This window comes from Pseudomonas fortuita (assembly GCF_026898135.2).
Lineage (GTDB): Bacteria > Pseudomonadota > Gammaproteobacteria > Pseudomonadales > Pseudomonadaceae > Aquipseudomonas > Aquipseudomonas fortuita.
Genome location: NZ_CP114035.2, coordinates 5,697,971 through 5,711,314, shown reverse-complemented (window position 1 = coordinate 5,711,314; position 13,344 = coordinate 5,697,971). Strand labels below are relative to the sequence as shown.

Here is a 13,344-nt window from a genome sequence, read left to right as displayed (position 1 = left end):
GTAGGTATGCGCATACGCGCACTGGTTGCCATCGTTGGGCTGCTGCTGACAACGGTGACCGTTGACGCTCTGGCCGTCACTCAAGTCAAGAGCGTGCGCCTATGGCGCGCGCCAGACAACACGCGGCTGGTCTTCGACCTGTCTGGCCCCGTGCAGCACAGCGTCTTCACCTTGAGCGCGCCTGATCGTCTGGTTATCGACATCAATGGCGCCACGCTGGCCGCGCCATTGAACGTGGCCACCTCCAACACGCCGATCAGTAGCGTGCGTTCAGCCCAGCGCACCCCCACCGATCTACGGGTGGTGGTAGACCTGAAAAAGTCGGTCACCCCGAAAAGCTTTACGCTGGCGCCGAATGCCCAATACGGCAATCGCCTGGTGGTCGACCTGTACGATCAGGAAGCCGACGCCATTGCGGCCAGCGCGCCACCTCCGGCGCCCGTGCCGGTGCAGACGCCGGCGACCACGCCAGCGGTGCCGGTATCCCCGGCCCAGCCCGCCATCAAGTTGCCGCCGGTGCCTAGCGGCAAGCGTGAAATCGTGGTTGCCATCGACGCCGGCCACGGTGGCGAAGACCCGGGTGCGTCCGGTTCGCGTGGCCAGCATGAAAAAGACATCGTGCTGCAGATTGCCAAAGAGCTCCAGCGCCAGATCAACAGCGAAAGAGGCTTTCGTGCCGAGCTGACCCGTACGGGCGATTACTTCATTCCGCTGCGCAAACGCACGGAAATCGCCCGCAAGAAGGGGGCCGACCTGTTCATCTCGATTCACGCCGACGCCGCGCCGTCGCGTGCTGCATTTGGTGCCTCGGTGTTCGCCCTGTCTGACCGCGGCGCCACCTCCGAGACCGCGCGCTGGCTGGCCGACACGGAAAACCGTTCTGACCTGATCGGCGGTGCTGGCAACGTCAGCCTCGATGACAAGGACCGGATGCTGGCCGGCGTGCTGCTGGACCTGTCGATGACTGCCACGCTCAGCTCCAGCCTCAATGTGGGGCAGAAGGTGCTGGGCAACATGGGCCGTGTCACCTCGCTGCACAAGCAGCGTGTGGAACAGGCCGGCTTCATGGTGCTGAAGTCGCCTGATATTCCGTCGATCCTCGTTGAAACCGGGTTCATCTCGAACAACAACGAAGCCGCCAAGCTGGCCACCGCCAGCCATCAGCAGGCCTTGGCCCGTTCGATCCATACCGGTGTGCGCCAGTACTTCCAGCAGAACCCACCGCCGGGTACCTATATTGCCTGGCTGCGTGATACCGGCAAGCTTGCCGCCGGCCCACGTGAGCACACAGTGCGCCCTGGCGAGACCCTGGCGATGCTCGCCGTGCGTTACCAGGTCAGCGTGGCCAGCCTGCGCAACACCAACAGCCTCAAGACGGATGAGCTGAAGGTCGGCCAGCGCCTCGACATCCCTGCTACCACATTGGCCGCGCAATGAGTGGCGGTTCGCGCATCCAGCTGCTCAGCCCGCGGCTGGCCAACCAGATCGCCGCCGGTGAGGTAGTCGAGCGGCCGGCCTCGGTTGCCAAGGAGCTGTTGGAAAACAGCCTGGACTCCGGTGCCCGACGTATCGACGTGGACGTGGAGCAGGGCGGCGTCAAGTTGCTCAAGGTGCGGGACGATGGCAGTGGTATTTCTGCTGACGACCTGCCGCTGGCCCTGGCCCGTCACGCCACCAGCAAGATTCGCGAGCTGGAAGACCTTGAAGGGGTATTGAGCCTGGGTTTCCGTGGTGAGGCCCTGGCGTCGATCAGTTCGGTGGCACGCCTGACCCTGACTTCGCGTACCGCCAATGCCAGCGAGGCCTGGCAGGTCGAAACCGAAGGCCGTGACATGACCCCGCGCGTGCAGCCGGCGGCGCACCCGGTGGGTACCTCGGTAGAAGTTCGCGATCTGTTCTTCAATACCCCGGCGCGGCGCAAATTCCTCAAGGCTGAAAAGACCGAGTTCGATCACCTGCAGGAAGTGATCCGCCGGCTGGCGCTGGCGCGTTTCGACGTCGGCTTTCATCTGCGCCACAACGGCAAGAGCATCCTCAGCCTGCACGAGGCCCATGACGAAGCGGCCCGGGCGCGGCGGGTAGGCGCCATTTGCGGCCCCGGTTTCATGGAGCAGGCGCTGCCGATCGACGTCGAGCGCAACGGCCTGCGCCTGTGGGGCTGGGTTGGCCTGCCGACCTTCTCGCGCAGCCAGGCAGACCTGCAGTACTTCTTCGTCAATGGCCGTGCGGTGCGCGACAAGCTGGTTGCCCACGCTGTGCGGCAGGCCTACCGTGACGTGCTGTTCAATGGTCGGCACCCCACATTCGTGCTGTTCCTGGAGCTGGAACCCAACGGCGTCGACGTCAATGTGCACCCGACCAAGCACGAAGTGCGCTTCCGCGAGGGGCGCTCGGTGCACGACTTCCTGTATGGCACCCTGCACCGCGCATTGGCCGATGTGCGTCCGGAAGACCAGTTGGCCGCGCCCGCCGCCGTACCTGAGCTGATCCGCCCCACTGGTCAGCAGGCCGGTGAGTTCGGCCCACAGGGCGAAATGCGCCTGGCTTCGCCAGTGCTTGAACGGCCTCAGGCGCCGCAGCATGCGATCTCCAACGGCGGCAGTGGCGCCGGTTACCAGTATCAATACACCCCACGCCCTTCGCAGCCGCTGCCGGCCGCCGAGGCACAGGCGGTGTATCGCGAGTTCTACAAACCGCTGGAAGGCGGTGCGGCACCGGTCACGACGTTGCCCGAAAGCCAGGGTGATATTCCCCCGCTGGGCTACGCACTGGCGCAGCTCAAGGGCATCTATATCCTGGCCGAGAACGCGGTTGGCCTGGTGCTGGTGGACATGCACGCTGCTCACGAGCGCATCATGTACGAGCGCCTCAAGGTGGCCATGGCCAGCGAAGGCCTTAGCGGCCAGCCGCTGCTGGTGCCCGAAACCCTGGCCCTGAGCCAGCGTGAAGCTGATTGCGCCGAAGAGCATGCGCAGTGGTTCCAGCGCCTGGGCTTCGAACTGCAGCGCCTGGGCCCCGAGACGTTGGCGATACGCCAGATTCCGGCCTTGCTCAAGCAGGCCGAGGCCAACCGCCTGGTTCAGGATGTGCTCGCCGACCTGATGGAGTACGGCACCAGCGACCGTATTCAGGCGCACCTCAATGAATTGCTTGGCACCATGGCCTGCCACGGCGCCGTGCGCGCCAATCGGCGCCTGGCCATTCCTGAAATGAATGCCCTGCTGCGCGACATGGAAAATACCGAGCGCAGTGGCCAGTGCAATCATGGCCGTCCCACCTGGACCCAGATGGGCCTGGACGATCTGGACAAACTCTTCCTGCGCGGTCGATGAAATGAGCGGCAAGCCCCCTGCAATATTCCTGATGGGCCCGACGGCGGCCGGCAAGACCGACCTGGCTATCGAACTGACCAAAGTGCTGCCGTGCGAGCTGATCAGCGTCGACTCGGCGCTGGTCTATCGCGGCATGGACATCGGTTCGGCCAAGCCGTCCAAAGAAATCCTGGCTGCCCACCCGCACCGGCTGATCGACATCCGCGACCCGGCCGAGAGCTATTCGGCCGCGCAATTTCGCGCCGATGCCCTGGAGGCCATGGCCGACATCACCGCGCGTGGCAAGATCCCGCTGCTGGTAGGCGGCACCATGCTCTATTACAAGGCGTTGATCGACGGCCTGGCCGACATGCCGGCAGCTGACGCTGCGGTGCGGGCCGACCTGGAAGCCCAAGCCGAGGCGCTGGGGCTGGCCGAACTGCACCGCCAATTGGCCGAGGTCGACCCGGAATCGGCGGCGCGCATCCACCCCAACGACCCGCAGCGGCTAATCCGCGCGCTGGAAGTGTATCGGGTGAGCGGTGAGAGCATGACAGCCCATCGCCAGCGTCAATTCGCGGAAAGTCGCGCCGCAGACGCAGGCGCTGGCGGACATTTGCCCTATACTGTCGCGAGTTTGGCGATTGCTCCTACAGATCGTCACATTTTGCATCAGCGAATTGCGTTACGATTTTCGCAGATGTTGGAACAGGGCTTCGTTGACGAGGTCCGATCGCTGCGAGCCAGAAGTGACTTGCACGCCGGGCTGCCGTCTATACGGGCTGTGGGGTATCGGCAGGTCTGGGATTACCTGGACGGCACGCTGACTGAGAATGAGATGCGAGAACGCGGTATCATTGCTACCCGGCAGCTGGCCAAGCGGCAGTTCACCTGGTTGCGTGGCTGGCCTGATGTGCACTGGCTTGACAGCATGGCCTGCGACAATCTGTCCCGCACCTTGAAATACCTTGGGGCCATCTCCATATTGAGCTGAGTCCCTGCTGATTGCCGTCTATTCTTGCGAAGGGGCGGCCTAATTTATCGATTTTCTTGATTTTCTATTATTTATCCTTACAGGAGTGCGGCATATGTCAAAAGGGCATTCGCTACAAGACCCTTACTTGAACACCTTGAGAAAAGAAAAGGTTCCGGTATCCATCTACCTGGTCAACGGCATCAAATTGCAGGGCTCGATCGAATCGTTCGACCAGTTCGTGGTACTGCTGAAGAACACCGTCAGCCAAATGGTCTACAAACACGCCATTTCGACTGTAGTGCCTGCCCGTCCGGTTCGCCTGCCAAGCCCGTCCGATTCCGACCTCGGCGACAGCGAGCCAGGCAACGCCTGATAGGAGCCTGCATTGTTCTTTGAGCGCCACGGTGGTGGTGAGCGGGCGTTGCTCGTTCACTTGGAAGGTCAGAACCCTGAGGCGCGCGAAGATCCGCAGGAGTTTCGGGAGCTGGCATTGTCGGCCGGGGCGGACATCGTCTCGCTGGTGACAGTGACAAGGCATCAGCCCACGGCCAAATACCTGATTGGCAGCGGCAAGGTCGAGGAATTGCACGACCTGGTCCATGCCGAACAGGTAGACCTGGTGATTTTCAATCACACCCTTACGCCCAGTCAGGAGCGCAACCTTGAACGTGTGTTCGAGTGCCGTGTGCTCGATCGTACCGGGCTGATCCTCGATATTTTCGCCCAACGGGCGCGTACCCATGAAGGCAAGCTGCAGGTCGAACTGGCCCAGCTTGATCACATGAGCACGCGGCTGGTGCGTGGCTGGACCCACCTTGAGCGACAAAAAGGTGGTATTGGCCTGCGTGGCCCGGGTGAAACCCAGCTGGAAACCGACCGCCGCCTGTTGCGGGTGCGCATTCGCCAGATCAAGTCACGCCTGGAGAAGGTACGCAGCCAGCGTGAGCAGGCGCGTCGCGGGCGCAAGCGCGCGGATATCCCTTCAGTATCGCTGGTGGGTTACACCAACGCCGGCAAGTCCACGCTGTTCAACGCTCTGACCGAATCCGAGGTGTACGCCGCGGACCAGCTGTTCGCCACCCTCGACCCGACGCTGCGCCGGCTCGAGCTCGACGACCTGGGGCCGATCGTGCTTGCCGACACCGTGGGCTTCATTCGCCACCTGCCGCACAAGCTGGTCGAGGCTTTTCGGGCTACGCTCGAAGAGTCGAGCAACTCCGACCTGCTGCTGCACGTGATCGACGCCCATGAGCCAGAGCGCATGGAGCAGATCGAGCAGGTGCTGGCCGTGTTGGGTGAGATTGGCGCTGAAGGCTTGCCGATCCTTGAGGTGTATAACAAACTCGACCTGCTCGAAGATGTCGAGCCACAGATCCAGCGCAATGCCGACGGCAAGCCGGAACGGGTCTGGGTATCGGCACGTGATGGGCGTGGTCTGGAGCTGGTTGGCCAGGCGATTGCCGAGTTGCTGGGGGATGATCTGTTTGTCGGTACCCTGTGCCTGGAGCAGCGTTTTGCCCGCTTGCGCGCGCAATTCTTTGCTCTGGGTGCCGTGCAGAGTGAAGAGCATGATGAAGAAGGGCGCAGCCTGCTGAGCGTGCGACTGCCCAGGGTCGAATTGAATCGCCTGGTCAGCCGCGAAGGCATGGAGCCGCAAGTGTTTGTCGAGCAACACACTTTGCAATAAATGCTCGTCGAGGTCGCCGGGCAGCAGTGACAGGCATTCTGTAGCATTGGACGGCGCGCCGTGGGCGCGTCTTTGCTTTATCAGATGGAGAGCGCTATGGCTTGGAACGAGCCGGGTGGCAACTCGAACAATCAGGATCCCTGGGGCGGCCGCCGTGGTGGCGGTGGCGGTGGTGGTGACAAGAAAGGTCCGCCGGATCTGGACGAGGCCTTCCGCAAACTGCAGGACAGCCTGAATGGCATGTTCGGCGGTAACAAGAAACGTGGCGGCGGTGACCGCAATGTCGGCAAGGGCGGTGGCCTTGGCCTGCTGGGCATAGGCCTGGCGGTGCTGGCTGCCATCTGGCTGTACAGTGCCGTGTACGTGGTCGACGAGCAGGAGCAGGCCGTGGTGCTGCGCTTCGGCAAGTACCACGAGACGGTCGGTCCCGGCCTGAACATCTACTTCCCGCCGATTGATCGCAAGTACATGGAAAACGTCACGCGTGAGCGTGCCTATACCAAGCAGGGCCAGATGCTGACCGAAGACGAGAACATCGTCGAGGTACCGCTGACCGTCCAGTACAAGATCAGCAACCTGCAGGACTTCGTGCTTAACGTCGACCAGCCTGAGGTGAGCCTGCAGCACGCGACCGACAGTGCCCTGCGCCACGTGGTGGGTTCCACCTCGATGGACCAGGTGCTCACCGAAGGCCGTGAACAGATGGCCGTGGATATCCGCGAACGTCTGCAGCGCTTCCTCGACAACTACCGTACCGGTATCACCGTTACCCAGGTCAACGTACAGAGCGCGGCAGCCCCGCGTGAAGTGCAGGAAGCCTTCGACGACGTGATCCGTGCCCGCGAAGACGAGCAGCGTGCCCGCAACCAGGCCGAGTCCTACGCCAATGGCGTGGTGCCGGAAGCCCGTGGTCAGGCCCAGCGCATCATCGAGGACGCCAACGGTTACCGCGACGAAGTCATCGCCCGGGCCAAGGGTGAGGCCGACCGCTTCACCAAGCTGGTTACCGAGTACCACAAGGCACCTGACGTGACCCGTCAGCGTCTGTACCTGGAGACCATGCAAGAGGTCTACAGCAATTCGAGCAAGGTCATGGTGGCGACCAAGGACGGGCAGAACAACCTGCTTTACCTGCCACTGGACAAGATGGTCGAAGGCAGCCGCAACCCGTCCACGCCAACCACCAGCGTGTCGCCATCGGCCAACGATGCGGCCGCCCGTGCGGCGCAGGACCTGCAACAGCAACAGCAGCCGCTGCGTACTAGGGAGAGCCGCTGATGAGCAATAGATCGCTGATCGCCCTGATCGCCGCCGTCGTTCTGGCCATTGTGGCCTGGAACAGCTTCTACATCGTGTCCCAGACAGAACGTGCGGTACTGCTGCGCTTCGGTAAGGTGGTCCAGGCAGATGTTCAGCCCGGCCTGCACGTGAAGATTCCGTACGTGAACCAGGTGCGCAAGTTCGACGCCCGCCTCATGACCCTCGACGCCCCGACCCAGCGGTTCCTGACCCTGGAGAAAAAAGCGGTGATGGTCGACGCCTACGCCAAGTGGCGCGTCAAGGATGCCGAGCGCTTCTACACCGCCACGTCCGGCATGAAGCAGATCGCCGACGAGCGTCTGTCGCGTCGTCTGGAAAGCGGCCTGCGCGACCAGTTCGGTAAACGTACCCTGCACGAGGTGGTTTCCGGTGAGCGTGACGCACTGATGGCCGACATCACTGCATCGCTGAACCGCATGGCCAACAAAGAGCTGGGCATCGAGGTGGTCGACGTGCGCGTCAAGGCCATCGACCTGCCGAAGGAAGTCAACCGCAGCGTGTTCGACCGCATGAGCACCGAGCGTGAGCGTGAAGCTCGCGAGCACCGTGCCAAGGGTAACGAGCTGGCTGAAGGTATTCGTGCCGATGCCGACCGCCAGCGCCGTGTGCTGCTGGCCGAGGCCTACCGCGAAGCAGAAGAAACCCGTGGTGACGGCGACGCCCAAGCGGCTGCCATCTATGCCAAGGCCTACAGCCAGGACGCTGATTTCTATGCGTTCCACCGTAGCCTGCAGGCATACCGCGAGAGCTTCTCGAGCAAGAGCGACGTGCTGGTCCTGGACCCGAAGAACGAGTTCTTCCGTTACCTGGACAAGAGCAAGCCGTGATGCTCAGGCCCTGATTTTCATGCAGCGGCGCCCCGCCTGGCAGCTAAAACACCAGGCGGGGTGCATCCTGAATGAAAAGGGGTGTATGATGAGGCAGCCGGGAAATTTCCCGGCTTTTTTGCGTCTGAAAGGTTGATTGGCACAGCGCCAGTTGACGGTTTGGTCAGCTCGCAAGGCAATTCGAGGGTATCGGGTACGGTGGCTGCGCTGGGATCAGTGCTGCCCGCTGCTGTGCGCGATACCGGCTTTACTGACGGCTCGCCAGCTGGCAAGCCGCCCGGACCAGAGGGGAAAAGGCGTAATGGCAACGGTAGACCGCTGGCTGCTGCCAGATGGCATCGAGGAAGTACTGCCACCTGAAGCCGCGCGCATCGAGATCGCGCGCCGCCAGGTGTTGGACCTGTTCCAGAGTTGGGGCTACGAGCTGGTCGTCACCCCGCATATCGAGTACCTGGAGTCGCTGCTCACCGGCGCCGGCCAGGACCTGGATCAGCGCACCTTCAAGGTAGTGGACCCGCAGTCCGGTCGCCTGATGGGCTTCCGCGCCGACTTCACCCCGCAGGTGGCGCGCATCGACGCGCACACCCTGCGCCGTGAAGGCCCGAGCCGCCTGTGCTACGCCGGCAGCGTGCTGCACGCCCAGCCGCGTGCACTGTCCACCTCGCGCAGCCCGATCCAGCTAGGCGCCGAGCTGTATGGCGATGCCAGCCCGACCAGCGACGTGGAAGTCATCAGCCTGATGCTGGCCACGCTGCAACTGGCCGATGTGCCGGACGTACACATGGACCTGGGCCACGTCGGTATCTACCGCGGCCTGGCCCGTGCTGCCGGCTTGTCCGGTGCGGTCGAGCAGCAGCTGTTCGACGCCCTGCAGCGCAAGGCCGTCGATGAAGTGCAGGCATTGACCGCCGACCTGCCGAAGGACCTGGGCAACATGCTGCGTGCATTGGTCGAGCTGTGCGGTGGCCGTGAAGTGCTGGCCGAAGCCCGCGTGCGCCTGGGCCGTGCCCCGGCCAGCGTGCTGGCGGCGCTGGACGACCTGCTGGCGATCGCCGATCGCCTGACGTCGCGCTATCCGGACCTGCCGTTGTACTTCGACCTCGGCGAGCTGCGCGGCTACAACTATCACACCGGCGTGGTGTTTGCCGTGTTCGTGCCGGGCGAGGGTCAATCGATCGCCCAGGGCGGGCGCTACGACGACATCGGCGCCGACTTTGGCCGGGCCCGCCCGGCCACCGGTTTTTCCACGGATTTGAAGACCCTGGTCACACTGGGGCGAGCGGAGGTCGTATTGCCAACTGGCGGCATCTGGATGCCGGACAGTGGCGACGCGGCCCTCTGGCAGCAAGTCTGCCAGTTGCGCAACGAGGGCCAGCGTGTGGTCCAGGCCCTGCCTGGCCAGCCGTTGAGTGCTGCTCTCGAGGCGGATTGTGATCGGCAATTGATTCAGCAAGACGGGCGCTGGCAGGTTCTGCCGCTGGCCCAGTGAGTTTCTGCGTCGGCAACAGGCCGGCAACCAAGTTTGCGTGAATGAGGACCAATGTAATGGGTAAGAATGTCGTCGTCCTGGGCACCCAGTGGGGTGATGAGGGCAAAGGCAAGATCGTCGATCTGCTGACCGAACATGCTGCCGCCGTAGTGCGCTACCAGGGGGGCCACAACGCGGGTCACACCTTGGTGATCAACGGTGAAAAGACCGTTCTGCACCTGATTCCGTCCGGCATCCTGCGTGAAGGCGTACAGTGCCTGATCGGCAACGGCGTGGTCGTTGCCCCGGACGCCCTGATGCGCGAAATCACCAAGCTGGAAGAAAAAGGCGTACCGGTGCGCGAGCGCCTGCGCATCTCCCCGGCTGCACCGCTGATCCTGTCGTACCACGTGGCCCTGGACCAGGCCCGCGAAAAAGCCCGTGGCGAAGCCAAGATCGGCACCACCGGCCGTGGTATCGGCCCAGCCTACGAAGACAAGGTCGCGCGCCGCGGCCTGCGCGTGGGTGACCTGTTCCACCGCGAGCGTTTCGCTGCCAAGCTGGGTGAGTTGCTGGACTACCACAACTTCCAGCTGGTGAACTACTACAAAGAGCCGGCCATCGATTTCCAGCAAACCCTGGACGAGTGCATGGCCTACGCTGAACAGCTCAAGCCGATGATGCTCGACGTCACCGCCGAGCTGCACAACCTGCGTCGCGCCGGCAAGGACATCATGTTCGAAGGTGCCCAAGGCTCGCTGCTGGACATCGACCACGGTACCTACCCGTACGTCACCAGCTCCAACACCACCGCTGGCGGTATTTCCACCGGTTCCGGCGTTGGCCCGATGTACCTGGACTACATCCTGGGTATCACCAAGGCGTACACCACTCGCGTAGGCTCCGGTCCGTTCCCGACCGAACTGTTCGACGAGACCGGCGCTACCCTGGCCAAGCGTGGCCACGAGTTCGGTTCCACCACCGGCCGCGCTCGCCGTTGCGGTTGGTTCGACGCTGTGATCCTGCGTCGCGCCATCGACGTCAACAGCATCTCGGGCATCTGCCTGACCAAGCTGGACGTGCTGGACGGCCTGGAAACCATCAACATCTGCGTTGGCTACAAGAACGAGAACGGTGCTGTCATCGACGCGCCTTCCGACGCCGACAGCTACATCGGCCTGGAGCCGGTGTACGAAGAGATGCCAGGCTGGAGCGAGTCGACCCTGGGTGCAAAAACCCTGGAAGAGCTGCCGCAAGCTGCGCGTGACTACATCAAGCGCATCGAAGAGCTGGTTGGCGCGCCGATCGACATCATTTCGACCGGCCCGGACCGCAACGAGACCATCGTGCTGCGTCACCCGTTCGCCTGATCTGCCCTCCAGGCTGATCTGACGCCGTGGCCCTGAAAGGGGCCGCGGCGTTTTCATTTGTGGGGTATGCCTGCACTGGCCCTATCGCCGGCAAGCCAGCTCCCACAGCATCTCCACAGATCTCGGGATAGGCCGGTACAGGCAACCCTCTTCCTGAAACTTGGCGTTTATCCCTGCTGCCTTCGGCACAACCCTTGCTGTAAGAAGTTTCTGTAGATGCCATCAAAATAGTGGCGCCAGTAAACACGAGGGTTACACCGTGTCTGCCATCCTCTCACTGTTACGAAGCCGCCTTTTGCGGCCTGTGTTTGTTGCCCTTGGTATCGCTCTTTTGGTGCAGGTGCTGGTTGCCGTTGCGCTCACCCGAAGCACGGTCACCGCCCTGGAAGCCGACCTTGGCGAACGCCTGGGCAACGACAGCCGCCAGCTGGCCAACGACCTGGAGCAAGCCGGGCAAGACGTGCGCTCGGGCCTGGACAGCCTGTCCAGCAGCACCCGCCAGCGCCTGAGCGCCGGGTTGTCGGAGCGCCTGCAAAGCGAACAGCAGCAACTGCGCAGCACCCTGGAAAAGAATCTGAAGGACTCTGCCAACGACATGGCCGAGCTGCTGGCTTCGGTGGCCCCGCGGGCGATCTGGGACAACGACGTGCCAGTGCTCTCTGACTTTGCCCGGCGTGCCCAGCGTAACCCCAACGTGCTGTTCGTGGTGTACGACGATGCCCAAGGCCAGCACCTGACCCGCTACCTGAACCGGCAAAACCCGATCAACCAGGCGTTGATGGACAAGGGCCAGGGCGAGCGTGCGCTGGACAAGGTGATCGATGCCGCCCGGCGCGACCCGGCGGTGTACTTTGTCGAAGCCTCGATCAACCCTAATGGGGCGGAAATCGGCAAGGTAGTGATGGGTGTTTCTACGGCCGGTATCGACCAGGAGCTCAAGGCCCTGGATCAGCGTTTCACGGCGCTGATTGCCAGCGGTGAGCAACTGGTTGCAGACAGCCTGGTGGGCGCTGCCGCCGACAGCGGCAAGACCCTGCGCGAGCGCCTGGAAAAGGCGCAAGGCAGTGCTGCAGCAATGCAGGCCAATACCGCGCAGACCGTGCGTGATGCCGCCGCCGAGCTGCGCTGGCGCATTGGCCTGGGTTTGGTGCTCGTTGGTCTCGGCGTGCTGCTGGTGGTGGCCGTGGTGCTTGGCCGCCGAGTGCTGAGCAAGCTGCGCCTGTTGATTGCTGCCCTGGACGACCTGGCGGCGGGCGAAGGCGACCTGACCAAGCGCGTGCCGCTCGACAGCCGCGACGAAATTGGCGACATGGCTTCGGCGGTGAACCGCTTTGTCGACAAGTTGCAACCGATCGTGCGTGAGGCGGGCGAGGTGGCCCAGCGTACCGGTGTCGAGATTGGCGCGATGGCCCAGCGCAACGCCGGCGCGGATGCTGCCGCCGCATTGCAACGCGATGAAGTGGCAGCCAGCCTGCGCGACCTTTCGAGCATGGCCGATGAAGCCCAGGCCGAAAGCCATGCGATGCAGGCGGCCTTGAAACAGGTGGTGGATATCCGCCAGGCCACCGACGAAAACAGCCGCACCTCGACCCAGCTCGCGGGATTGATCGAGAACCTGGCAGGCCAGGTAGAGACCGGCTCCCAGGTGATCGAGCGCCTGGCCAAGCAAAGCGAGCAGATCGAAGTGGTGCTGACGGTGATCCACGGCATTGCCGAGCAGACCAACCTGCTGGCGCTGAACGCGGCCATCGAGGCCGCCCGGGCAGGTGAGACCGGGCGCGGGTTTGCCGTGGTGGCCGATGAGGTGCGGGCGCTGGCGAGCAAGACGCAGAGCTCCACAGGGGATATCCAGTCGCACATCGCGGCGCTGCAGAAGGGCGCCAAGGAAGCCGTGGCGACCATCAGCCAGGCCGGGCTCAAGGCCAGCGAAGGGCTGCTGGTACTGCGTGATAACGAGCGCCGGCAGCAGTCGGTGCAGGCGGCGGTGGAGCAGGTGCATGCGGCCATTGGCCTGGCCACCCGGGCAGCTGAGCAGCAGGCGAGCGGGGCGCAGGCCGTGCGGGGGCGGGTGGAGACTATCCATGCCCAGGCTGAGCGCTCGGCCGAAGTGGTGATGCAGACAACAGCCAGCAGCAAGGTGCTGGATGACCTGGCCGCGCAGCTACGGGCAAGCCTGGGGCAGTTTAGAGCTTGAGATGGAGGCGGTCGTGAGGTTTTCGGCGCCTGTGAGATCGAGCGCCGCCCGCGCGGCGCATCGCGAGCTGTCGCTCGCTCCTACGTTTGTTTCGGGCCAGTTACGCTTGTGACAGGCGCGCGCGACCGCTTTGTTCGTACGACGCGAAATCGAGCCGTGCGCCAAGGCGTTCGCGCGCAAATCCAACAGGA

Annotated in this window: 9 protein-coding genes and 2 pseudogenes; all 11 read left to right on the top strand. The window is 63.4% G+C overall.

Features of this window, described 5'->3' with window-relative positions; translation table 11 throughout:
- The first annotated feature begins 6 nt into the window (after positions 1-6).
- On the top strand, positions 7-1,437 hold the full coding sequence (locus OZ911_RS26130) for an N-acetylmuramoyl-L-alanine amidase (protein WP_016489448.1): 1,431 nt from the start codon (positions 7-9) through the stop codon (positions 1,435-1,437).
- A complete protein-coding gene (mutL, locus tag OZ911_RS26125) occupies positions 1,434-3,332 on the top strand; it encodes a DNA mismatch repair endonuclease MutL (RefSeq protein WP_023048023.1) in 1,899 nt (632 codons plus the stop codon). The genes OZ911_RS26130 and mutL overlap by 4 nt, the downstream gene beginning before the upstream one ends.
- A gap of 1 nt (position 3,333) precedes the next feature.
- Complete coding sequence (gene miaA / locus OZ911_RS26120) at positions 3,334-4,305, top strand: tRNA (adenosine(37)-N6)-dimethylallyltransferase MiaA (RefSeq protein WP_023048022.1); 972 nt, start codon at positions 3,334-3,336, stop codon at positions 4,303-4,305.
- Between the two features lie 94 nt (positions 4,306-4,399).
- The gene (gene hfq / locus OZ911_RS26115) at positions 4,400-4,660 is read left to right on the top strand and encodes an RNA chaperone Hfq (RefSeq protein ID WP_016489445.1); all 261 of its coding nucleotides are present in this window, start codon (positions 4,400-4,402) and stop codon (positions 4,658-4,660) included.
- 12 nt (positions 4,661-4,672) lie between these two features.
- Positions 4,673-5,974 carry a ribosome rescue GTPase HflX gene (gene hflX, locus OZ911_RS26110; RefSeq protein WP_016489444.1) on the top strand — a complete coding sequence of 434 codons (1,302 nt, stop codon included), beginning with the start codon at positions 4,673-4,675 and terminating at the stop codon, positions 5,972-5,974.
- A gap of 96 nt (positions 5,975-6,070) precedes the next feature.
- The gene (gene hflK, locus OZ911_RS26105; protein ID WP_016489443.1) at positions 6,071-7,252 is read left to right on the top strand and encodes an FtsH protease activity modulator HflK; all 1,182 of its coding nucleotides are present in this window, start codon (positions 6,071-6,073) and stop codon (positions 7,250-7,252) included.
- Entirely contained in the window at positions 7,252-8,121 is an 870-nt protein-coding gene (gene hflC, locus OZ911_RS26100) for a protease modulator HflC (RefSeq protein WP_012274454.1), read from the top strand. Before hflK ends, hflC begins: the two co-directional genes overlap by 1 nt.
- A gap of 301 nt (positions 8,122-8,422) precedes the next feature.
- Positions 8,423-9,610, top strand: a complete 1,188-nt coding sequence (locus OZ911_RS26095; RefSeq protein WP_016489442.1) for an ATP phosphoribosyltransferase regulatory subunit — start codon at positions 8,423-8,425, stop codon at positions 9,608-9,610.
- Between the two features lie 56 nt (positions 9,611-9,666).
- Positions 9,667-10,959: an adenylosuccinate synthase gene (locus OZ911_RS26090; RefSeq protein WP_016489441.1), complete on the top strand. Its 1,293-nt coding sequence runs from the start codon at positions 9,667-9,669 to the stop codon at positions 10,957-10,959.
- Positions 10,960-11,554: 595 nt separating this feature from the next.
- Positions 11,555-12,247 (top strand): annotated as a pseudogene (locus OZ911_RS29075) (methyl-accepting chemotaxis protein); the annotation flags it as partial.
- Between the two features lie 390 nt (positions 12,248-12,637).
- Positions 12,638-13,153: pseudogene (locus OZ911_RS29135) on the top strand (methyl-accepting chemotaxis protein); the annotation flags it as partial.
- Between the last annotated feature and the right edge of the window lie 191 nt (positions 13,154-13,344).

What these genes read in the sequence shown, in the direction of transcription:
- OZ911_RS26130 (WP_016489448.1), top strand. Translation starts at nt 7, where the DNA reads ATGCGCATACGCGCACTGGTTGCCATCGTTGGGCTGCTGCTGACAACG.
- mutL (WP_023048023.1), top strand. Translation starts at nt 1,434, where the DNA reads ATGAGTGGCGGTTCGCGCATCCAGCTGCTCAGCCCGCGGCTGGCCAAC.
- miaA (WP_023048022.1), top strand. Translation starts at nt 3,334, where the DNA reads ATGAGCGGCAAGCCCCCTGCAATATTCCTGATGGGCCCGACGGCGGCC.
- hfq (WP_016489445.1), top strand. Translation starts at nt 4,400, where the DNA reads ATGTCAAAAGGGCATTCGCTACAAGACCCTTACTTGAACACCTTGAGA.
- hflK (WP_016489443.1), top strand. Translation starts at nt 6,071, where the DNA reads ATGGCTTGGAACGAGCCGGGTGGCAACTCGAACAATCAGGATCCCTGG.
- hflC (WP_012274454.1), top strand. Translation starts at nt 7,252, where the DNA reads ATGAGCAATAGATCGCTGATCGCCCTGATCGCCGCCGTCGTTCTGGCC.
- OZ911_RS26095 (WP_016489442.1), top strand. Translation starts at nt 8,423, where the DNA reads ATGGCAACGGTAGACCGCTGGCTGCTGCCAGATGGCATCGAGGAAGTA.
- OZ911_RS26090 (WP_016489441.1), top strand. Translation starts at nt 9,667, where the DNA reads ATGGGTAAGAATGTCGTCGTCCTGGGCACCCAGTGGGGTGATGAGGGC.